Below are 21970 nucleotides of genomic sequence, written 5' to 3'. Positions count from 1 at the left end.
GAGCCCGGCGCGGGCTGCGAGCCCGGCGCGGGCTGCGAGCCCGGCGCGGGCTGCGGGCCCGGCGCGGGCTGCGAGCCCGGCCGCGAGCGAGGCGGCGAAATCCTCCACCTCGGCGGCACGCTTGACCGGATACCAAAGCGCGTAGATGCCCGTGGGCCAGCGGCCTTGCGCGCGCACGAGGCGGGCGGCGCAGCGGGAGAACTCGTCCGCTTCCTCGAAGGGCGGGTCGACCAGGACAAGGCCGCGCCTCTCCTTGGGCGGAACGAAGCTTCCCAGGGCCAGCCATCCGTCGAGGCGGAGCGCCTTCACATTCGCCGCGCGCCCGAGCCGCGCCGCGAGGCGCGCATGATCCTCGGGATGCTTCTCGACGAAGATGGCCCGGTCCTGAGGCCGCAGCATCTCGCGCGCGACAAGGGGGGAGCCGGGATAGGCGCTGGGGCCGTGCCGCCCGCGAATCGCGCGAAGCACAGCCCGCCAGGGCGCCAGCAGCGCCTCGACATCGGGGGCGAAGGGCTCCTCCATGAGGCCGATTCCGGCGCGCCACTCGCCGGTGCGGGCCGCCTCCTCGCCGGCGAGGTCGTAGAGCCCGATCCCGGCATGAGTGTCGATGACGCGAAAAGGGGTCGGCTTGCGGGCGAGATGCAGCAGGATCCGGCTCAGCAGGACATGCTTCATCACATCGGCGAAATTGCCCGCATGGAAGGCGTGCCGGTAATTCATGGGCCGGCTCTACCGGATGCCGCGGCCGACGTCATTCGCCGAAGGCGGGCGGAAGCCCCGGCCGGGGCTTCCGCAACGGCCTCGTCTCCGGCAGAGGAGGGCCCGAGCCCGGCCATGCCTTCACCCGATCCTCCCCGTATCCTGCGCCTGACCCTGCGGGATTTCCGCAACCATGCCGCGCTCGACCTTGCGGCCTCGCGGGGATTCGTCGCGCTGTCGGGCGAGAACGGAGCGGGCAAGACCAATATCCTGGAGGCCCTGTCCCTCTTCGCGCAAGGGCGCGGCCTGCGCCGCGCCGAATTCGCGGACATGACCCGGATCGGCGCGGCCGGCTTCACGGTCTCGGTCGCGCTCGGGGGCGAGGGAGGGGAGCATCGGCTCGGCACGAGCTTCACGCGGGTGCCGGGGGGGCGCGGCGAGCGTCTCTGCCGCATCGACGGCGCGAACGCGCCCTCGGCGGCGGCTTTCGCCGAGCATCTGCGCCTCGTCTGGCTGACGCCCGATCTCGACGGCCTGTTCCGCGGGCCGCCGGGCGAGCGGCGGCGCTTCCTGGACAGGCTGGTCCTGGCGGTGGATGCGCGCCATGCGAGCCGCGTCTCGGCGCTGGAGCGCGCGCTGCGCGCCCGCAACCGCCTCCTCGAGGAGAGCCGCGGAGGGCCCTGGCTCGACGCGGCCGAGCGCGAGCTGGCCGAGCTGGCCGTCGCCGTCGCCGTCGCGCGGCGGGACACGGCGGGGCGGCTCGATGCCGAGCTTCTGGCGCAGGCGGACAGGGCCTCTCCCTTCCCCTCCGGCCGCCTCGCCTTGGCCGGGCCTTTCGAGGATCTCGCCGCCGGCCTGCCCGCGCTCGACCAGGAGGAGGCTTACCTGCGCGAATTGCGGGCGGGGCGCGCGCGTGACGCGGCGGCCGGCCGGGCCCTGATCGGCCCGCAAACCAGCGACCTTCTCGTCCGCCACGGCCCCAGGGACATGCCGGCGGAACTCTGCTCCACGGGCGAGCAGAAGGCGCTGCTGCTGCGCCTCGTCCTCGCCCATGCGCGCCTCACCGAGCGCCTGAGCGGGATCGCGCCCCTCCTTCTCCTCGACGAGGTGGCCGCCCACCTCGACCCCGTCCGGCGCTCGGCCCTTTTCGGCGAATTGAAAGGCTTCGGCTCCCAGGTCTGGATGACGGGGGCCGATCCGGGTCTTTTCGCCGAGTTGGCAGGAGAGGCCGATCTGGTCGGAATCGGACCGTCCGGGCCTCTCGGCCGGCCGGCCGCGTTCCCGGCATCATCCCGTCCGCTTCCAGAGGAATTGCCGTGACTGCATTCGAGAAGGACATCCAATCCCTGACGACGACCGGGCCCCTTTCGCGCCGCTCCGTCATGGCGGGCGCCGGCGGGCTCACGGCGGGGTTCGCGCTCGCGGTCCAGCCGGTCGGCGCCCAGACGATCACGACGAGCGCCGAGGGGCTCGAGGCGGGAGAGGTGAGGGTCGCGACCTCCTCGGGCGAGATCCCGGCCTACCGGGCGATGCCCCGGGGCGACGGCCCCTTTCCGGTCATCCTCGTGGTGCAGGAGATCTTCGGCGTCCACGAGCACATCAAGGATGTCTGCCGCCGCTTCGCCAGGCTCGGCCATATGGCGATCGCGCCCGAACTGTATTTCCGGCAGGGCGACGTCTCGACGATGAGCGACGTTCCGACCATCGTGCGGGAGGTCGTGTCCAAGGTTCCCGACGCGCAGGTCATGTCCGACCTGGACGCCGCCGTCGCCTATGCGCAGGCATCGGGCAAGGGCGACACGACGAAGCTCGCCATCACCGCCTTCTGCTGGGGCGGACGCATCGGCTGGCTCTATGCCGCGCATAATCCGTCGCTGAAGGCTGCCGTCGTCTGGTACGGCCGGCTCGCCGGCGACAGGACGGCCAATAATCCTGCCCATCCGATCGATCTCGTCGCGCAGCTCAAGGCGCCGGTCCTCGGCCTCTACGGAGGCGCCGATGCGGGCATTCCGGTCGAGACGATCGAGCGGATGAAGGCTGCGTGCGAGGCCGCCGGCAAGACCTGCCGGTTCCACATCTATCCCGATGCGCCCCACGCCTTCTTCGCCGATTACCGGCCGAGCTACCGGGCGGAGGCCGCCAAGGACGGCTGGGCCCGCTGCAATGCGTGGCTGAAGCAGCACGGAGCGGCGTGAGCCCGCCTCCTCACGGCACCCGCACGCGGCCCGTCGAGACGAGCCGGAGCTTCCAATCGGCCGATTCGGTTCCCGACTGGCGCAGGAAGCCGGCCAGCAGGAACAGGCGGTCGGCATCGCGGCCCTTCGCGGTGCAGAAGCGATCCTGGAGGTAATAGGGCGGGGTGGCCTGGTAATAGAGCGTCGCCTCGACGGTCGCGGGCGTGCCGGCGATCTCGGCGAGCGGGATGTCGTATTCGACCGAATCGCGCCCCCCCGCCGCATAATCGGGATCGTCGCCCACCCCGACCGACCCCGCCTCCTGCGCGAGCCTCGCATCCGCCCCGATGGCGGCGGCGATCTCGCCCCGCGCAGACAGGGGCAGATACCCGTGAGGCGGGATGCGGTTGTCCTTCACGCGCGTGCAGAGGGAGAGGAAGCTCGTCGTGAGCGGACCCGAGGGTTCCGCGTCGTCTCCGCATCGCTCGTCCTGGCCGGGCGAGGCGATCAGCTCCTGATAGACCTGCGCCTCCGATTGCCGGCGGATCACGGTGAAATGGGGCAGGTGCGCGCGCTTCTCCGGCGCGATCCGCGCCTTGCATTCCTCGTCCCACCACAATTCGCCCGCGAGCGGCCGGCCGCCCTCGTCCCGCAGGACGCCCATCGCATCCGTGCGGCCGGAGGCCCAGAGTTCCCGGCCGGTCTCGTCGCGCACCGTGAAGGCGATGAAGGCGCGGCGGAAGCCGACGCCGGAGGGGAATTTGTGCCCGGCCTTGTTCTCGACGGAGACGCGGGCCCGCAGGCGCCCCTCCCGCCGCGCGACGTCCGAGAGCGCGATGCCAGCGGTGCGAGAGGCCGCCTGGTCCAGCATCGCCTCCTCTGTGACGACGAGGGGCGGCACGCCCTTGCTTCCCAGCATCGGGTCCTCGGCGCGGTGGCCGAGCACCTCGGGGAATTGCTGGGCCATCTTGATCAGCCAGACGTTCAGCCCCACCAGGGCATGGCGCGCGAAACCGAGGCGCACCGGCAGATCGATCTCCTTCGGAGGCAGGACGTTCTCGGTCTGCGGGAAGCTCGAATATTCCTGGATGCTCGCGACTTTCGAGGCGGTCTTCCTCCCCCGCGCATCGGTCTCCGGCATGTGGCAATCCTGGCAGGATTGCGCCTGCTCTCCCGGTCCGTGCGGCAGGGGCGCGGTCCTGTTCTCCCCCGTGATGCCGGTCCCGGAGCGATAGGCGCTGAAGAGCCATTCGGCATAGGTCGCCTGCTCATAAGAGTGGCCGATGACGCGCCCTTCCCTCAGGATCGGCAGATGCACCGTATGGCAGGAGCCGCAGACCTCCGAGGAGGTCATCGCCTTGCCGTGCTCGGGCACCATGCCGAGGGCGTTGCGCATCGGCGCCTGCTTGGGCTCGGCGAAGGGGCCGAGGATCCGGTCGGGCCCGACGATCGGGAAGGCGCCGGTGAAGGTCCTCGCGAAGCCCGAAAGATCGTGATTGAGGCGCTCCTGCCGGCCGGCGACGCAGGCATTCTGCGCCGCCCCGGCCTGCTTGTCCGCCTCTTCGCCGAGCGCCATGCGATGGCAGGCGAGGCAGGTGACGCCGTCCCGCGCCAGGGCGGCGAAGCGGGCATGGGCCCGGCCGGGATCGCCTTCGAGGGGGGTCGCGTCGACCATCTCGCGCGCGAAGGGGGCGCAGGCGCCGTCCGGCCCCTTCTCCCCCAGGGCGTGCTGGCGCTGGCCGGCGACGCCGTGGCAGCCGAAGCAGGTATCCTCGACCAGCGCCTTCGATTCCGGGTGGAAACGCGTCGTCTCGCTTTCGACCTGGGCGTAGAAGAAGGGATCGCGGCCCGACAGGCCCATGGGCGAGGATCGCCACAAGGCCCAGGGCGAGATGCTGCGCAGCGTGTTGCCGGGCGTCGGCTCGGTCATGTCGTATTGCAGCCCCGTCGAGCCCGCCGCATGGCAGCCGAGGCACTGGTCGGAGGTGACGAAGCTGTTGGCGAGCTTCGAGCCGGGAATGGCCCAGACGTTGTCGTAGGTCTCCGAGGGCAGCCGGGAGACCGTCGCGAAATCCGGCACGGCGCCCGGCCGCGCCCCGCCGTAGAGGCGCAGGAAATCCGGGTGATAGGAGGGACGGGCGGGCGCCTCCTGCCCGAGGGAGGCGATCGCCATCGCGACGAGGAGGTGGTGGTTGTCCTCGCGCCCGCCCTCCTGGAAGAAGCGCTGACTCAGGAAGACGAGCGGCTCGCCCGGATGGCCCTTGATATTCCGCAGCGAGGCAAAGGTCGCGTTGCTCTTGGCCGAGGCGTGGCAGTTCATGCAATATTGGCCGAAGCCCATATTGGGATAGCCGTTCGACTTGGCCGGCCAGTCCGGCTCCCAGTCCTTCCAGCCGAACCAGCCCCAGAACCAGCCGTCATGCGAGACGGCCGAGGCGCGGATCATCACAGCGGCCCCGCTCGTGGGCTCGAGCCGCATCGGATCCTCCCCCGCGCAGCGCGCTCCGGGCGGCGGAAACATCTCCTTGACCATGATCGCCCCGTCCGGGACGGGCGTCTTGTCCTGCGGAAAATCGGAATGGTCGGGCCGGTTCTCCATGAGCCAAGCGTACATGTCCGGCGAGTACCAGACCACGACCGGGGCATGGGTGCCGTGGTAGATCCCCGAGCGCGGCCCCGAGGCGAGATGGCCGACGAAGGGCCCCGTATCGCGGATCCTCTTGTCCGTGACCCATCCGCCTTCCGGGTTGCGGTGGCAGTAATGGCGCAGGAAGCGACCGAGCTTCTCCTGGTAGTCCTGCATCGGCAGGGCTCCGGGCCGACGCACCTCCGGCTCCAGGGCGGCGCAGAGAGCGAGGTCGGTGGGGCGCAACTCGCTCTCCCGAAGGGCGGGGCAGCCCTCGGAGAAGGCCGGCAGGACATGGCCGAGCAGCACCCCCGCGCCCAGGGCGGCCGCGGCCAGGAGCCGCCCGACGCACCCGAGCCCGCGACCTCTCATGCCCGACCCTCCCGAGATTCCGGTCAGAGGCTAGAGGCTGTGGCGAAGCTTGGACAGGGTCCAAGGTGAAATCGTTCCGCTGCCGCGTCGCGCCGGCCGTTCATGTCCTGTAGATCGTGGGCCTCGTCTCCCTGCCGTCGGATGGACCGTGATTCGCCCGCTCGCCGCGCTTCTGCTCCTCGCAAGCCCGGCCTCCCTCGCCCAGGGGAAGGAGCATGCGCTGGTTCCCGAGGGGGCCGATTTCTGCTTCCGGCGCAGCTTCGGCGCGGCCTGCAAGCCCTCGAAGGCCCTGTGGGGAAGGAAAGGCGCGACGCCCCGGCTGCTCGGGAAGCTGCCATAGGGACGCCCGTCCTCAATCGGGAAAGCGCGGCAGCCTCGGCCCTTCCGTCACCGGCATGCGGGCCGTGTTCAGCACCGCCGCGAGGAAGGTGTAATAGCCGTTGATGGCCGCGAGATCGGCAACGCCCCTGTCGCCGAAGCGCGCGCGGACCCGCTCGTAGGTCGCATCCGACACCCGCCTGTTGCGGTGAAGCTCGACGGAGAAGTCGTAGACCATCTCCTCGTCCTCGCTCATGCCCCGGGGCCGCCGCCCGTCCGCGACCGCCTCGACGATCTCCTGCCCGATCCCCTCCTTCAGTGCGATCGGCGCATGCACGCTCCATTCGAAATCCTGCGACCATTCGCGGGCGGTGACCAGGATCACAAGCTCGCTGAGCGTGGTGCCGATGGCCGATCTGTAGCGCAGGTGATCGCCCATGGAGCGGGCGGCGGTCATCACCTCGGGGCTGTGCATCAGCCTCTCGAAGGGCCCGAACGGCGCCTGTCCCCGGGCGGCCTCGAACGCGGCGGCGGCCTTCTTCTGGGCCTCGTCGTAGCAGGCGGGCGGGATCGTCGGCAGCCGCGGCCCGGGCGCGGCGCCGGCCTTCGTGGTGACCCTGGACATCGACGCTCCCCGTTCCCCCGCCGCCATCATGCCTCATGGAGGACGTTTCAGAACAGGAAATAGCGCTGCGCCATGGGCAGCACCTCGGCCGGCTCGCAGACGAGAAGCTCGCCGTCGGCGCGCACGTCGTAGGTCTCGGGGTCGATCTCGATATGCGGCGTCGCGTCGTTGTGGACCATGCTCTTCTTCGAGATGCCGCCGCGCACGTTCTCGACCGCGACGAGGGGCTTGGCGCAGCCGAGCCTCCGGGCAAGCCCGTCCTCGATCGACGCCTTCGAGACGAAGGTCAGCGAGGTCGCGGCGATCGCGCGCCCGAAGGCGCCGAACATCGGCCGGTAATGGACCGGCTGCGGGGTCGGGATCGAGGCGTTGGGATCGCCCATGGGCGCGGCGGCGATGGCGCCGCCCTTGATCACGCAATCGGGCTTCACGCCGAAAAAGGCGGGCGACCAGACGACCAGATCGGCGAGCTTGCCGGGCTCCACCGAGCCGACATGGCGCGAGACGCCATGCGCGACGGCCGGGTTGATCGTGTATTTCGCGACGTAGCGGCGGGCGCGCAAGTTATCGTTCCCCTCCGCCTCTCCCGGCAGCGGGCCGCGCTGGCGCTTCATCTTGTCGGCCGTCTGCCACGTCCGGATGATCACCTCGCCGACGCGGCCCATGGCCTGGCTGTCGGAGGACATCATCGAGAGCGCGCCGAGATCGTGCAGGATGTCCTCGGCCGCGATGGTCTCCTTGCGGATGCGGCTCTCCGCGAAGGCGAGATCCTCGGGGATCGAAGGCGAGAGGTGGTGGCACACCATCAGCATGTCGAGATGCTCGTCGATGGTGTTGCGGGTGAAGGGCCGCGTCGGGTTGGTCGAGGAGGGCAGGACGTTGGCGAGCCCCGCGACCTTCATGATGTCCGGCGCATGCCCGCCCCCCGCTCCCTCGGTGTGGAAGGCGTGGATGGTGCGGCCCTTGAAGGCGGCGATCGTATCCTCGACGAAGCCCGATTCGTTCAGCGTATCGCTGTGGATCATCACCTGCACGTCGAGCCGGTCCGCGACCGAGAGGCAGCAATCGATCGCGGCGGGCGTCGTGCCCCAATCCTCGTGCAGCTTGAGCGCGCAGGCGCCCGCCCGCACCATCTCCTCGAGCGCGGCGGGCTGGGAGGCGTTGCCCTTGCCCGTGAAGCCGAGATTCATCGGGAAAGCCTCGGCCGCCTCGATCATGCGGGCGAGGTGCCAGGGGCCGGGCGTGCAGGTGGTCGCGAAGGTGCCGTGGGCGGGGCCCGTGCCGCCGCCGAGCATCGAGGTGACGCCGCTCGTCAGCGCCTCCTCGATCTGCTGCGGGCAGATGAAATGGATATGCGTGTCGAAGCCGCCCGCCGTGACGATCTTGCCCTCGCCCGCGATCACCTCGGTCCCCGGCCCGACGACGATGTCGATTCCCGGCTGGACATCCGGGTTGCCGGCCTTGCCGATCGCCGCGATGCGGCCGCGCACGATGCCGATATCGGCCTTCACGATCCCCCAGTGGTCGAGGATCACCGCATTGGTGACGACGGTGTCGACCGCCCCCTCCGCGTTCGGGACCTGCGACTGCCCCATCCCGTCGCGGATCACCTTGCCGCCGCCGAACTTCACCTCCTCGCCGTAGATCGTATGGTCGCGCTCGACCTCGATCACGAGCGAGGTGTCGGCGAGGCGGATGCGGTCGCCCGTGGTGGGGCCGAACATGTCGGCATAGGCGGCGCGGGGAAGGGAGGCGGGGGGGCGGCTATCGGGCATGTCTGCCTCCTTGGCAGTAACGCTAGAGCGGCCCCATCACGTCCTGGCGGAAGCCGTGGACCTCGCGCCTGCCGCGATAGGGCACGAGGGAGACCTCGCGCGTCGCGCCGGGCTCGAAGCGCACGGCCGTGCCCGGGGCGATGTCGAGGCGCATGCCGCGCGCCTTCTCGCGGTCGAAGCGCAGGGCGGGGTTGGTCTCGAAGAAATGGTAATGGGAGCCGACCTGGATCGGCCGGTCGCCGGTATTGGCGACCTCCAGCACGATTCTCGGCGCCCCCTCGTTGAAGACGATCTCGCCCTCCCGCGTCGTCACCTCGCCGGGGATGTCGGCGGAGGCCGGGCCGCGGATCGGGTGGTGGACCGTGACGAGCTTGGTGCCGTCGGGAAAGGTCGCCTCGACCTGGATGTCGTGGATCATCTCGGCGATGCCGGGCATGACCTGCTCGGTCGTCAGCACCTGCGCCCCCGCCTCCATCAACTCGGCGACGCTGCGCCCGTCGCGCGCACCCTCGACGACGAAATCGGTGATGAGCGCGATCGCCTCGGGATGGTTGAGCCGCACCCCGCGCGCGAGCCGGTTGCGGGCCACGAGCGCGGCCATGGCGACGAGCAGCTTGTCCTTCTCGCGGGGCGTGAGGTTCATGCGGGTCTCTCACAAGTGCCAGACGCGCGGCAGGGGCCGCCCGCGAAACGCATTCATGAAACGGGCCACGTCGCGGCGCAACATCGCGATTTCGGGCGCGAGCCAGCGCACGAGCAGGAGGCCGCCCCAGGCCGAAGCACCGCATTCGCAGCCGGCGCCGTCCAGATGCGCGCGGGCCTCCTCGAGCCGGCTCTCGGCATCGGGCGCCGCATAGAGGAGGCTCGCCAGCGCCCGCCGCCCCGCGGCGACGGCGGGCCGGGCCAGGGTCTCGGCGATCCGCCCTTCCAGCCGGAAACTGTCCGCATAGACAAGGCGTCCGGGACGGGCGACGCGCCAATGATCCTCATAGGCGCCCTCGCGCAGGATCTCGTCATGGGCGGCGCGGCCGAACACCGTGGCCTCGAAGAGGAGGGCGGTCGCGGTCTCGTCGAGGGTCACGTCGAGCCGCCGCCGCAGGCGCGAGCGGTCGAACAGGATGGTCTCCTGCGGCAGCCAGTCGAGCCGGGCGCCGGGGCCGAGCACGAGGCGGGTGCGGATTTCCGATAATTCGCCCCCCGAGCGATAGACCTTCTCGGCCGCGGCGGTGGTCACGACGAGCCGCGCCTCTCCGGCCACCTCGACCTGCGTCTCGAAGACGTCGCCGCCCGCGATGCCGCCGGCCGTATTGATCAGGACCGCCTCGGGAATCCCGTCCCGCACGGCCGGCAGGCGCGCCCGCGCGGAGCCGGCCTCGGCCAGGCGGCGGATGCCGGAAGCCGCCCCCATCCGCTCGCAGAGAATCGAGACGCGGCCATGGGCGCGCTGGCGGGCGGGAAGCGTCACGCTCTCACGAGAAAGGCTAGCCGCCGGTCATCGGGGGAAAGAAGGCCGCCTCGCGCGCGCCCGCCACCGGCGTCTGCGGCTTGGCGTGGACGCGGTCGAGCGCCGCCCGGACGATCGCCGGATCGGCGAAGGCATGGTCGTAATTCTCGCCCCGGCCCCGAAGCCAGGCCACGAGATCGGCCACGGTCCCGATCCCGGGCGGCAGCTCGACCTCCTCCTCGGCGAGGCCGACGCGCTCGCGCACCCAGGCGAAATAGACGAGCCGCATCAGCGCCTGTCCCTGTCGACCACGGTGTCGATGCTGAGCTTCAGATAGTCCCAGCCCGTATAGATGGTCAGCCCGGCGGCGACCCACAGCAGCACGAGGCCGATCGTGATCGTGCCGGGCAGGACGGTCTCGCCCGCGGGCCCCGCGATCAGGAAGCCGATCGCGACGAGCTGCACCATCGTCTTCCACTTGGCGACCTTGGAGACGGGCATGCCGACCTTCAGCTCGGCGAGATATTCGCGCAGGCCCGAGACCAGCACCTCGCGGCACAGGATCACGATCGCGGCCCACAAGTGGGCCCCGGCGATCGTGTCGTCGGCGGCCAGCATCAGGAGGCAGGCCGAGACCAAGAGCTTGTCGGCGATCGGATCGAGCATGCGCCCGAGCTGCGATTGCTGCGCATAGGCGCGGGCGAAATAGCCGTCGAAATAATCGGTCACGCCGGCCGCGATGAAGATCCCGAGCGCCGCCCAGCGCGACCAGAGATCCTCCGGCCAGAACAGCAGCCCCGCCACGACCGGCACGGCCGCGACCCGGCAATAGGTCAGGATGTTGGGGAGGCTGAAGAGTTGGGACCTCCCCGGGGCGGGCGTCGAGAGCATGGTGGGACAGAGCACGCGGCCTGCGGAACCGTCAACAGATCAGCGGGGGTGGAAATGGTCGTAGACCGCCTGCGCCGTCGCGGCATTTACGCCCGGTATGCGCATGAGGTCGTCGAGGGCGGCCCGCTGGATCGCCTTGAGCGTGCCGAAATGGTGCAGGAGCGCACGCTTGCGGCTCGGCCCGATCCCGGCGATCTCGTCGAGCGGGCTGCGGGTCATCTCGCGCTTGCGCTTCGCCCGGTGGCTGCCGATGGCGAAGCGGTGGGCCTCGTCGCGCAGGCGCTGGACGAAATAGAGCGCCGGATCCCGCGGGGGCAGCCGCAGCGGCGCCTGTCCGGCGATGAAAAAGGTCTCGCGCCCCGCCTCGCGGTCGCGCCCCTTGGCGACGCCGACCACCGTGACGCCGCCCGCGCCGACCTCCGCGAGGGCGGCCCGCGCCGCCTCGACCTGCCCCGCGCCCCCGTCGATGAGGACGAGATCGGGCCAGGCGGGGAAGGAATCGGGGTCGGATGGGGCATCCGCGCCGCCCTCCCCGCCGCTGCCGCGGGGGGAGGGCTGAGCCTCCTTCACCAGCCGCGCGAAGCGGCGGCGCAGCATCTCGCGCATCATGCCGTAATCGTCGCCGGGCGCGATGTCCTCGGACTTCATGTTGAAGGTCCGGTAATGGGTCTTCATGAAGCCCGCCGGCCCGGCCACGATCATGGCGCCGACCGCCTGCTGCCCCATGATGTGCGAATTGTCGTAGACCTCGATCCGCCGCGGCGGCTGCGCGAGGCCCAACGCCTGGCCGAGCCCGGCCAGGAGCAGCATCTGCGAGGAGGTCTCGGCGAGGCGGCGGCCGAGCGCCTCGCGGGCATTGCGGCAGGCGGCCTCCGTCAGCATCCGCCGCTCGCCGCGCCGGGGCGCCGCGACCTCGACCTTGCGCCCCGCCTTGACGGCGAGCGCATCGGCGAGAAGCCCCGGCTCCTCGATCTCCTCTGACAGGAGCACGGCGCGGGGCGGGGGCTTGTCGTCGTAGAACTGGGCCAGGAACGAGGCCAGCACCTCGGCCTTGTCGAGCGACCTGTCGGCGCGCGGGAAATAGGAGCGGTTGCCCCAGTTCTGGTGGTTGCGGAAGAAGAACACCTCGACGCAGAACTGGCCGGCCTGCTCGTCGATGGCGAAGACGTCGGCCTCCTCGACGCTCTGGGTGTTCACCCCCTGCGTCGACTGCACGGCCGAGAGCGCGGCGATGCGGTCGCGGTAGCGCGCGGCCCGCTCGAATTCCAGCTCCTCGGAGGCCTTCGTCATCTCCGCCGCGAGGCGCTCCTTCACGACCGAGGAGCGGCCCGAGAGGAAAGCCTCCGCCTCCCGCGCGAGCACTGCGTAATCGGACAGCGCGATCTCTCCCGTGCAGGGGGCCGAGCAGCGCTTGATCTGGAAGAGCAGGCAGGGCCGGGTGCGGTTCTCGTAATAGCTGTCCGAGCAGGAGCGCAGCAGGAAGGCGCGCTGGAGCGCGTTGATGGTGCGGTTCACCGCCCAGACGCTGGCGAAGGGGCCGAAATAGGAGCCCTTGCGGTTGCGGGCGCCGCGATGCTTGACCACCTGCGGCGCCTCGCTGTCGGCGGTCAGCAGGATATAGGGCAGCGACTTGTCGTCGCGGAGCGTGACGTTGTAGCGGGGCCGGAGCTGCTTGATGAGGTTCGCCTCGAGCAGCAGGGCCTCGGTCTCGGTCGCCGTGGTGACGAAGACCATCTGGCTCGTCTCGGCGATCATGCGGGCGATGCGGTTCGAATGGCCCTGGCCGCGGACATAGGAGCCGACCCGCGCCTTGAGCGAGCGGGCCTTGCCGACATAGAGCACGTCGCCCTTCGCATCGATCATGCGATAGACGCCGGGAGAAGCCGGCAGCGTCGCCCAGAAGCGGCGGATCACCTCGGTCCCGGCCTCGACGGAAGCCGGCGTCGCCTCCGAGGCGAGCGCCGCCTGCGAGGCGGGCGCCGCCTGGAAATCCAGCTCGATCCCCGAGCCCTGCTCGGTGACGGCGCCCTCGGGATCGTCCCGCTCCCGGCGCTCCTCCTCGCGCGCCTCGAGGATCTCGGGCGGCACGTCCCCTGACGCTCTGCGATTCATGGGGTTGATTTAGGCGCCCCCGCGCGGAGGCGCAAAGCCGGGGACGACAGGGGTACGTCCGCGGACCTGTGCGCGATTCATCACAGGGGTGAGCCCGTGCGCTTTTTGGAAAATGTCCATGTTGTGACGCCTTGCTGCGGCTGCTAAGAGCCGCGCGTTCCTCGGGGCCGGATGCATGTCCTTTCGATGAAGCTCGTTGCGGGTAACTCCAACCGGCCCCTCGCAGAAGCCATCTCGGATTATCTCAAGGTGCCGCTGGCCCGGGCCCAGGTCCGGCGCTTCGCCGACATGGAGATCTTCGTCGAGATCGGCGAGAACGTGCGCGGCGAGGACGCCTTCATCATCCAGTCGACGTCCTTCCCGACGAACGACCACCTGATGGAGCTCCTGATCATCTCCGACGCCCTGCGCCGCTCCTCGGCACGGCGCATCACCGCGGTGATCCCCTATTTCGGCTATGCCCGCCAGGACCGGCGGGCCTCCGGCCGCACGCCGATCTCGGCCAAGCTCGTGGCGAACCTGATCGCCCATTCCGGGGTCGATCGCGTCCTGACGCTCGACCTCCATGCGGGCCAGATCCAGGGCTTCTTCGACATCCCGACCGACAATCTCTTCGGCGCGCCCGTCATGGTGCGGGACATCAAGGACCGGCTGAACCACTCGGCCAAGGTCGTGGTTTCGCCGGATGTCGGCGGCGTCGTGCGGGCGCGGGCCCTCGCCAAGCGCATCGACGCGCCGCTCGCCATCGTCGACAAGAGGCGCGAGCGGCCGGGCGAGTCGGAGGTGATGAACCTCATCGGCGACGTGGCCGGCCGCTCCTGCATCCTCGTCGACGACATCGTCGATTCCGGCGGCACGCTCTGCAACGCCGCCGAGGCCCTGCTCGCCCAGGGCGCGACCGAGGTCTATGCCTACATCACCCACGGCGTGCTCTCGGGGGGAGCCGTCTCGCGCATCGCCGGCTCGAAGCTGAAGGAACTGGTCATCACCGATTCCATCAGGCCGACCGAGGCCGTGAAGGTGGCCCGCAACATCCGCGTCATCACCATCGCCCCCCTCATGGGCGAGGCGATCGGCCGGACCGCGACCGAATCGAGCGTGTCCAGCCTCTTCGACTGAGGGCGGCTACCAGGTGAAGCTCACCCCGCCGTAGAAGGCCCGGCCCGTGGTGCCGTAGTTCAGCACCTCCTGGTAGCGCGTGGCGGTGACGTTCTCGACCCGCCCGAAGACGCGCCAATTCCGGTCGAACTTGTATTCCGAATAGATGTCGAGGCGCGCATAGGGCGCCAGGCGCTGCTGCTCGTTCGAATCGGAGAAGCGGCGGGAGACCGTCGTCACGCGCGTCTCGATCAGCAGGCCCTCCATGGGCGTGATCGAGATCGAGAGGCGGCCGAGATGATCCGGCCGGCGTTGCAGGGTGAGCCCCGTCAGCTCGTTGCGGGCATGCAGATAGGTGTAGGCCGCGCTCAGCCTGACCAGGTCCGGCAGCAGCGTCGCCGTCGATTCCAGCTCGATGCCGGAGGTCTCCGCCCGCGAGACGTTGCGATAGGTCGAGGAGACCGAATCGAACTCGATCAGGTCGGCGAACTTGTTCCCGAACACGGTGGCCGACACCGTGGCGCGCGCCCCGAAGAGGGTCTGGTCGATCCCCGCATCCCAGCCGATCGAGGTCTCGGGCCTGAGCGCGGGATTGCCGTATTGGGGGGAATAGAGCTGGTAGAGGGTCGGCGCCTTGCCGCCCGTGCCGCCGCTGGCGCGCAGCTTCGTTCCCGTCTCCGGGATGAGATAGGCGCCCGTCGCCCGCCAGGTGTCGAACTGGTGGCTGCCGACCTGGTCGTGGCGCCCGCCCGCGGTCAGCACGACGCGCTCGCCGAGCGGCAGCTCGTAGAGCGCGAAGAGCGATCCCGTGCTCTGATCGGCATCCAGCGTGCCGAAGCGCGGCACCGAGACCGGCAGGAAGGGCGCCGAGAAGGTCCGCGCCTTCTCGTATTCGTACTTGCCCCCGAAGATGAGCGTGCCGAAGGAATCGAGCTTGAGATTGCCCTGGTATTCCGCCCCGAACCGGTCGCCGAAGAAATCGGTCCCGGTCCGGGTGACCTTGGAGGGGACGGGGCCGGCCTTGTAGCTGGTCTCGTCGAAGCTCCGGTCGGTCTGGTTGGCGTAGAGCGTCAGGGTATGGGTGAGCGGCCCCTGCTCCAGCGTGCCGCGGGCGAAGACCTGCGACAGGGTTCGCACGGTCTTGCCCGGCGTGTCGGGATAGATGCGCCCGGATCCCGTCGTCTTCATGAGGGCCGGCAGGGTCGAGCTTCCCGCATCGATCTCGGCATAGGTGCGAAAGCCCATGACGCCCAGCTCGACCGAGGCCCCCTCCCCCGGATCGTAGGTGAGCTTGCCGACGCCGCCCCAGCGCGAGAACCCGTCCGCCTCGAAGACGCTGCCGAAGCGCCGCTCGAGCTGGCCGATCCGGTAGCCGAAGCGGGAGAAGCCGGCGCTCTTCTCGCCGCCGCCCGAGGCCGCATAGGACCAGTCGCCGGAGGAGCCCGTCATCGTCGCGCTGGCGCCGAACGTACCGTAGCTTCCTCCCCCCGCCCTGATCTCGCCATGCGGCTCCCCGCCGCCCCTGCGGGTGATGATGTTGATCACGCCGCCGATGGCATCCGAGCCGTAGAGGGCGCTTTGCGGCCCGCGCAGCACCTCGATCCGCTCGATGGCCGAGGGGAGAAGCGTCGAGAAGTCGAAATCCCCGCTCGCGGCGGCGGCGTCGTTCACCTTGATCCCGTCGATGAGCACCAGCGTCTGGCCGGCATTGCCGCCGCGCATCCTCACCGAGGAGGTCCCGCCCGGTCCCCCGTTCTCGCTGATGTCGAGGCCCGGGACGTTGCGCAGGGCGTCGACGAGCGAGCCGGGATTCGATGTCGCGATCTCCTCGCGGGGAACGACCGAGATGGCGCTGCCCTGGCGCTCGATCTTCTCGGGCCGGCGGTCGGCCGTGACGACAATGTCGGGCAGGTCCATGGCGGCCTGGGCGCGGGCCTCCGAGGCGGCGAAGGCGCTCAGCCCGGACGCCAGGAGGGGAGGAAGAAGCGAGCGGCGTGACATCGAACCCGGATTGCGCATGTCCCACCACGCCTCGGATGCGCGGCCGGCCTCCGTCCGCTCCTTCCTGCCGACAGGAGCCGGCGTCTCGTCGAAAACGGCGCCGCGATCCCTTCCTGTCCCGGGAAGAGCGCCCTGCGCCCCTTTTCACATGCCGCGAGAGGGCGACAAGGGGGATCGGGCGCCGCGGCGAGGGCGGCGAAAGGCTGCGACATCCTGGCCACAGGACCGATCGCCGCCGCCCCTCGCCTCGCGGGCGCAACAAACCCCTTGTCGCGATGACGGCTTTCCGCTCACTTGGCGAAACTGAGCGGATCGCAGCCGTGCCCATCGACGAATCCTTGCCGACGGGGCCCGAAAGGGCCCCGCCTTCGTTCCGGCCGGCCCCCGTCCTCACGGTGGCGGTGGCCGGTCATCGCCGGCTCGACGCGACGGGGCGGGAGGCGGATCGGATCGGGGCGGCCGCGGCGGACCTCTTCGCCTCGCTCGCCCGCGAGGCGGCCGCGGCGGCCGAGCGCGACGCCGCCTTCTTCGGCGGGGGACCGGCGCGCCTGCGGGCCGTGAGCCGCTTCGCCGGCGAGGCCGATCTCGCGATCATGGAGGCGGCCGGGAAGGCGGGGTGCGAGTTGCGCGCCATCCTGCCCTGGCGCCGCGATCCGGGAGCGGCCGCGCCCGAGCTCGCCCGCCTGCTCGCGCAGGCGCCGCAGCCGCTCGATCTCGACGGGGAGCCCGGCGACGAGCGCCTGATGGCGGAGGCCGGGCAGGCGCTTCTCGAGCGCGCCGACCTCCTCGTCGTCTTCTGGCGTGGCGCGGCAAATGCCTCGCCCGCCGGGACGGCCGCCCTCGTGCAGCATGCCGTGCGCCGGCGCATGCCGGTGCTTCTCCTGCCTGTCGGGGAGGGCGGGGTCTCGGTGATCGACGACCCCGAGAACCACCTCCTGCCCCCGCTCGCGACCGAACTGCCACGCGTCCCGCTCGCGGGGAATCCCGACCGCGTCGTCGCGCGCGTCTTCTCTCCGCCCGTGGGCGAGGCGGAGCGGCGCGCCTTGCAGGATTGCCTCGACGAGCCCCTCTCCCCTCGCAGCCGGCGTCCCGAATATCGCGTGCTCCTCGCCATCGCCGCGCGGCGCGCGCCAGGGAAGCCCGCCCTCCCCGCCGGAGAGGAATGGGCACGGGCCCGCGCCCTCGCCGCGCTCGTCTCGGAAGAAGCAGCCCTGGCCGTCTCCCGCACGGAGCGGCTTCAGGCCCGGATGGAGGAGCTTGCCGCCTTCTACGGCGAGCGGGCCCGCTCGGGCGTGGTCCTGCGCTACGGCATGCCGGCCGTCGGCGGCGTGTTCATCGCGCTCCTCGCGGTGCTCCTGCCGCAATACGGCCTCGCCTGGCTCGGCGTGCAGGCCGTCGTGATGACTCTTCTCGTCAGCGAATCCACCTGGGGCAGCCGCAGGCGCTGGAGCGAGCGCTGGCTCGATTACCGCTCCCTCGCCGAGCGCCTGCGCTGCGACCGCTTCCTCGAGCCCTGCGGCATCGGCTCGCGCCGGATCGAGGAGGAAACCGGCGCCGAGGACCCGGCCTGGATGCGCTGGTGCCATCGCCGGCTCGTCGCCAGCGCCTGGACCGGCGGTACGGTCTCGGCCGAAATCGTCGCGGCGGCCCTGCGCCATCTGGTCGAGGTCGAGATCCCGGGCCAGATCCGCTATCATGAGGGGGCGACGCTCCGCTATCGCAGCCTCGGCCGCCGGCTCGGCCTGATCGCCACCTTCTCGGCGACGGGCATGCTGGCCGCGAGCCTGGTGCTCCTCGCCCTGCCCGCGGGCAGCTCCTGGCTCACGGTCGCCGTGAACCTCCTCATGAGCCTCCTCATCGTGCTGCCCTCGCTTTTCCTCGCCGCGCGAGGGCTGCGGGCGGAGGGCGGCTACGAACTGGCCTCGGCCCGCTCGGCAGAAGCGGCGGCGGCCCTGCGGCGGCTCGCGGGACTGGCCGAAACGGCGCCTGCCGGCTACGGGCCGCTCGTGCGCGCCTCGCTCGCGGCCGCCCGCGCCATGATCCTCGACACGGTCGACTGGAGGGTCGGATTGCAGCGCTCGCGCACACCCTATCGCGGCGAGCCCCAGAAGCCGAGGGAGGCTGGGACAGAGCGGGACGCCCCCTCCGCCCTTCGGGCGGCAGAGGGAGCGCGTGCCTCCGTCGAGGGTCAGGCCGCCTTGTCGAGCCCGTAGAGCGAATGCAGCGTGCGGACGGCCAGCTCCGTATATTCGCTGTCGATCAGGACGGAGAACTTGATCTCCGAGGTCGTGATGGCCCGGATGTTGATGCCCTTCTCGGCGAGAGCCGCGAAAGCCTTCGAGGCGACGCCGGCATGGCTGCGCATGCCGACGCCGATGGCGGAGACTTTCACGACGTCGGTCGCGCCCTGGATCTCGCCCGCCCCGATCGCCTCCCTGTTCTTCTCGAGGATCGCGCGGGAGCGGTCGTAATCGGCGGTCGGCACCGTGAAGGTGATGTCGGTCGTGGCCTGGTCGTCTGAGACGACCTGGATGATCATGTCGACATTGACGTTGGCCTCGGCCAGCGGCCCGAAAATGGCCGCCGCGACGCCGGGCTTGTCCCTGACGCGCCGAAGGGTGATCTGCGCCTCGTCGCGCGAGAAGGCGATGCCGGTGACGACCGGGTTTTCCACGATGTCCTCCTCGTCGCAGATCAGCGTGCCGGGATTGGGATTGTCGGGATCGTCGAAGGACGAGCGCACATAGGTCGGGACGCGATGCACCATGGCCAACTCGACCGAGCGCACCTGGAGGACCTTGGCGCCGAGCGAGGCCATTTCGAGCATCTCCTCGAAGGCGATCCTGTCGAGCCTGCGGGCCTTCGGCACGACCCGCGGATCGGTCGTGTAGACGCCGTCGACGTCGGTATAGATGTCGCAGCGATCGGCCTTCAAAGCCGCCGCCAGCGCCACCGCGCTGGTGTCGGAGCCGCCGCGCCCGAGCGTCGTGATCCGGCCCGTCCCGGGATCGACGCCCTGGAATCCGGCCACCACGGCCACCTCGCGCGCCTCCTCGAAGCGCCGGCCGATTCCCGTGCCGTCGATCGCCTTGATGCGGGCCGAGCCGTGGCTCGAACTCGTCTGGACCGGCACCTGCCAGCCCTGCCAGGAGCGGGCCGGAAGGCCCATCTGGCGCAGCACGATGGCGAGCAGCCCCGAGGTCACCTGCTCGCCCGAGGCGACGACCGCATCGTACTCGACGGGGTCGTAGAGCGGATCGCCCTCCTTGACCCAGGCGACCAGCTCGTTGGTCTTGCCCGACATGGCCGAGACCACGACGGCGACGTCGTAGCCCGCCCTCACCTCGCGGGCGACATGGCGGGCGACGTTGCGGATGCGCTCGACATTGGCCACCGACGTGCCGCCGAACTTCATGACCAGACGGGGCATGGGTGACGCAAGGGCTCCGGCGGAACGGGAAGGGCCGGCGGAATCGCCGGCCCGAGCGCGCCTATACAGGAGGCAGCGCGCGGATGCCAACGCCTTCCGGGCGGAACGTCCCCGCCCGCCGGGGGGCGCGGGCGTCTCTTACCAGCGCGGGCCGTAATAGGGATAGGGCGCCGGCGCCGGGTAGCCGTATCCGTAGCCGCGCGGGCGCCGGTAGGGATTGTAGCCGTAACCGTAGTTGCGGCGGTAGGCGTACATCTGCTGCCGCTGGGCCTGCTGCATCATGTAGATGCGGCGCTGGCGGGCGGCGCTCGCCACCTGCGTCACGGGCGCGGCGGGGGCGATCCCCTCCGGGGCCGCGGGTCCCAGCGCCTGGGCCGGGCCGGCGGACATCGCGCCGAGCCCGGCTGCGACGGCCGCTGCGAGAAGTGCATGTCTCATCGATTCGCCTCCTTCAACAGAAGGCGCATACCCCTATCAGGCCGAAGATGAACAATCTCCGAGGAGGCTGTTCAGGCGGCCGCCTCTTCCTCCCAGGACTGCACCATATGGCCCGGCGAGACCTCCCGGTAGATCCGGGGCGGCGCGACGTAGTCGGGCGGGCGGATCGGACTCTTGATCTCGTCGGCCGCGACGCCGTGGCGCCGTCCGCGGCGGGCCGGATCGGCGACCGGCACGGCGGCGAGAAGCTTCTTCGTATAGGGGTGGCGCGGATCGGCGAAGATCGCCTCCCGCGGGCCGATCTCGACGATCTCGCCGAGATACATCACCGCCACGCGATGGCTGACCCGTTCCACCACCGCCATGTCGTGCGAGATGAAGAGATAGGACAGGCCGAGGCGCTGCTGGAGCTCGAGCATCAGGTTCACCACCTGCGCCTTCACCGACACGTCGAGGGCGGAGACCGATTCGTCCGCCACGATCAGCTTCGGGCGGACGGAGAGGGCGCGGGCGATGCAGACGCGCTGGCGCTGCCCCCCTGAGAATTCATGCGGGAAGCGCGAGGCCATGTCCGGCTTCAGCCCGACCTGTTGCAGAAGCTCGGCGACCCGCTCGCGCGCCTCGCTCCGCGTCGCGAGGCCGTTGATGAGCATCGGCTCGGCGATCGCCGCGCCCACGGGCAGGCGCGGATCGAGGCTGGCGAAGGGATCCTGGAAGATCATCTGCATGTCGCGCCGGCGCGCGCGCAATTCGCGCGGGCCGAGCGCCGTGACGTCGTCGCCGTCCAGCAGCACGGTGCCCGCGCGCGGCTCGACCAGCCGCAGGACCGACCGCCCCGTCGTCGACTTGCCGCAGCCCGATTCGCCGACGAGGGAGAGCGTCTCGCCCGGCTGGAGACTGAAGGACACTCCCTCCACGGCATGGACCCGGCCCTGCACCCGCCCGAGAAGGCCGCCGCGAATGTCGAAGCGCGTCGTGAGGTCGGAGACTTCGAGCACCGGGCGGACCGAGGCGCGCACGGTCTCGGGCTCCTCCTTCGGCTGGTCGGGAAGGCCGGTCTTGCGGTCCACGATCGGAAAGCGCATCGGCCGCGCGATCCCCCGCATGGAGCCGAGGCGCGGCACCGAGGCGAGGAGCGCGCGGGTATAGGGATGATCGGCTCCCGCAAAGAGCCTTGCGGTCGTCCCGCTCTCGACGGCCCGGCCGTCGAGCATCACGACGGTCCGGTCGGCGATCTCGGCCACGACCCCCATGTCGTGCGTGATGAACAGGACCGACATCCCCTCCTCGTCCTGGAGGCTCTTGATCAGGTCGAGGATCTGGGCCTGGATGGTGACGTCCAGCGCCGTGGTCGGCTCGTCCGCGATGAGGAGCTTCGGGCGGCAGGCGAGCGCCATCGCGATCATCACGCGCTGGCGCATGCCGCCGGAGAAGCGGTGCGGATAATCGTGGAGGCGCGAGCGGGCCGCTGGAATCCGCACCTTGTCGAGCAGGCGCACGACTTCCGCCTCTGCCTCGGCGCGCGAGAGGCCACGATGCAGCCGAAGCGCCTCGCCGATCTGGAAGCCGATCGTCAGGACCGGGTTCAGGCTGGTCATCGGCTCCTGGAAGATCATCGCGATCTCGTTGCCGCGCACTCCCCGCATCGCGCTCTCGGGCAGGGCCAGGAGGTCGCGCCCTTCCAGCAGGACGCGGCCTTCGAGCCGGCTCGATCCCGGCGCCGTGAGGCGCATGCAGGACAGCGCGGTGACGCTCTTGCCCGAGCCCGATTCGCCGACGAGCGCAACCGTCTCGCCCGTCGCGATCTCGAAGGAGACGCCATGCACGACGGGACGCCAGGCCCCCTCGACGCGGAAGGAGACCCGGAGGTCCTGGACGGAGAGGATGGGCTCGCTCATCGACCGTTTCCGAAAAACCCGGGCCGGCGGAGCCGCACCCGCCCTCCCCCCGCTTGCGGCGGGGGGGGG

At 70.5% G+C, this 21970-nt stretch carries 18 protein-coding genes; 5 read left to right on the top strand and 13 right to left on the bottom strand.

The features are described 5' to 3' along the window. Positions 1–720: 23S rRNA (adenine(2030)-N(6))-methyltransferase RlmJ (gene rlmJ, locus PKD06_RS04420; protein ID WP_324377983.1), on the bottom strand; the 720-nt coding region annotated here is incomplete at its 3' end. 114 nt (positions 721–834) lie between these two features. On the opposite strand from rlmJ, the gene recF reads away from it, so the two are divergent. Then, positions 835–2019 (top strand): DNA replication/repair protein RecF, encoded by a 1185-nt coding sequence (recF, locus tag PKD06_RS04415; protein WP_324377981.1) that lies wholly within the window; start codon positions 835–837, stop codon positions 2017–2019. After that, positions 2016–2894, top strand: coding sequence for a dienelactone hydrolase family protein (locus PKD06_RS04410; RefSeq protein WP_324377979.1), 879 nt, complete (start codon positions 2016–2018; stop codon positions 2892–2894). The genes recF and PKD06_RS04410 overlap by 4 nt, the downstream gene beginning before the upstream one ends. A gap of 10 nt (positions 2895–2904) precedes the next feature. On the opposite strand, the gene PKD06_RS04405 is transcribed toward PKD06_RS04410, so the two are convergent. Further along, on the bottom strand, positions 2905–5871 hold the full coding sequence (locus PKD06_RS04405) for a hypothetical protein (protein ID WP_324377977.1): 2967 nt from the start codon (positions 5869–5871) through the stop codon (positions 2905–2907). Positions 5872–6019: 148 nt separating this feature from the next. On the opposite strand from PKD06_RS04405, the gene PKD06_RS04400 reads away from it, so the two are divergent. Continuing rightward, on the top strand, positions 6020–6211 hold the full coding sequence (locus tag PKD06_RS04400) for a hypothetical protein (RefSeq protein ID WP_324377975.1): 192 nt from the start codon (positions 6020–6022) through the stop codon (positions 6209–6211). A 12-nt stretch (positions 6212–6223) separates the two neighbouring features. On the opposite strand, the gene PKD06_RS04395 is transcribed toward PKD06_RS04400, so the two are convergent. From PKD06_RS04395 to uvrC, 7 genes are read right to left on the bottom strand one after another with little or no spacing between them, the layout of a single operon-like run. Beyond that, positions 6224–6814 carry a carboxymuconolactone decarboxylase family protein gene (locus PKD06_RS04395; protein ID WP_324377974.1) on the bottom strand — a complete coding sequence of 197 codons (591 nt, stop codon included), beginning with the start codon at positions 6812–6814 and terminating at the stop codon, positions 6224–6226. 47 nt (positions 6815–6861) lie between these two features. Further along, positions 6862–8589, bottom strand: a complete 1728-nt coding sequence (gene ureC / locus PKD06_RS04390) for an urease subunit alpha (protein WP_324377972.1) — start codon at positions 8587–8589, stop codon at positions 6862–6864. Between the two features lie 22 nt (positions 8590–8611). Further along, on the bottom strand, positions 8612–9232 hold the full coding sequence (locus PKD06_RS04385; RefSeq protein WP_324377970.1) for an urease subunit gamma: 621 nt from the start codon (positions 9230–9232) through the stop codon (positions 8612–8614). Between the two features lie 9 nt (positions 9233–9241). Continuing rightward, positions 9242–10054 carry an urease accessory protein UreD gene (locus PKD06_RS04380; RefSeq protein WP_324377969.1) on the bottom strand — a complete coding sequence of 271 codons (813 nt, stop codon included), beginning with the start codon at positions 10052–10054 and terminating at the stop codon, positions 9242–9244. 16 nt (positions 10055–10070) lie between these two features. Next, entirely contained in the window at positions 10071–10322 is a 252-nt protein-coding gene (gene moaD / locus PKD06_RS04375) for a molybdopterin converting factor subunit 1 (protein ID WP_324377968.1), read from the bottom strand. Next, positions 10322–10924, bottom strand: a complete 603-nt coding sequence (gene pgsA / locus PKD06_RS04370; protein ID WP_324378030.1) for a CDP-diacylglycerol--glycerol-3-phosphate 3-phosphatidyltransferase — start codon at positions 10922–10924, stop codon at positions 10322–10324. Before pgsA ends, moaD begins: the two co-directional genes overlap by 1 nt. A 39-nt stretch (positions 10925–10963) precedes the next feature. Continuing rightward, positions 10964–13036 (bottom strand): excinuclease ABC subunit UvrC, encoded by a 2073-nt coding sequence (uvrC, locus tag PKD06_RS04365; RefSeq protein ID WP_324377966.1) that lies wholly within the window; start codon positions 13034–13036, stop codon positions 10964–10966. 186 nt (positions 13037–13222) lie between these two features. Here uvrC and PKD06_RS04360 point away from each other — a divergent pair, with 186 nt between their 5' ends. Further along, the gene (locus PKD06_RS04360) at positions 13223–14155 is read left to right on the top strand and encodes a ribose-phosphate pyrophosphokinase (protein WP_324377964.1); all 933 of its coding nucleotides are present in this window, start codon (positions 13223–13225) and stop codon (positions 14153–14155) included. Between the two features lie 6 nt (positions 14156–14161). Here PKD06_RS04360 and PKD06_RS04355 read toward each other — a convergent pair whose 3' ends face one another. Beyond that, on the bottom strand, positions 14162–16153 hold the full coding sequence (locus PKD06_RS04355; protein WP_324377962.1) for a TonB-dependent receptor: 1992 nt from the start codon (positions 16151–16153) through the stop codon (positions 14162–14164). A 302-nt stretch (positions 16154–16455) separates the two neighbouring features. Here PKD06_RS04355 and PKD06_RS04350 point away from each other — a divergent pair, with 302 nt between their 5' ends. Further along, on the top strand, positions 16456–18348 hold the full coding sequence (locus PKD06_RS04350; RefSeq protein ID WP_324377960.1) for a hypothetical protein: 1893 nt from the start codon (positions 16456–16458) through the stop codon (positions 18346–18348). On the opposite strand, the gene PKD06_RS04345 is transcribed toward PKD06_RS04350, so the two are convergent. The 3 genes from PKD06_RS04345 to PKD06_RS04335 all read right to left on the bottom strand — a co-directional run bounded on the left by PKD06_RS04345 (position 18324) and on the right by PKD06_RS04335 (position 21901). Then, positions 18324–19565 carry an aspartate kinase gene (locus PKD06_RS04345; protein WP_324377958.1) on the bottom strand — a complete coding sequence of 414 codons (1242 nt, stop codon included), beginning with the start codon at positions 19563–19565 and terminating at the stop codon, positions 18324–18326. The genes PKD06_RS04350 and PKD06_RS04345 overlap by 25 nt on opposite strands. Before the next feature lie 138 nt (positions 19566–19703). Then, the gene (locus PKD06_RS04340; protein ID WP_324377956.1) at positions 19704–20003 is read right to left on the bottom strand and encodes a hypothetical protein; all 300 of its coding nucleotides are present in this window, start codon (positions 20001–20003) and stop codon (positions 19704–19706) included. A 71-nt stretch (positions 20004–20074) separates the two neighbouring features. Further along, positions 20075–21901, bottom strand: coding sequence for an ABC transporter ATP-binding protein (locus PKD06_RS04335; protein ID WP_324377954.1), 1827 nt, complete (start codon positions 21899–21901; stop codon positions 20075–20077). Positions 21902–21970 lie beyond the last annotated feature (69 nt).

The sequence above is a fragment of the Enterovirga sp. genome (assembly GCF_035325185.1).
In the GTDB taxonomy this organism is placed as follows: domain Bacteria; phylum Pseudomonadota; class Alphaproteobacteria; order Rhizobiales; family Beijerinckiaceae; genus Enterovirga.
The sequence above is the reverse complement of the archived record's forward strand: the minus strand, read 5'-3'. Positions and strand labels throughout refer to the sequence as shown.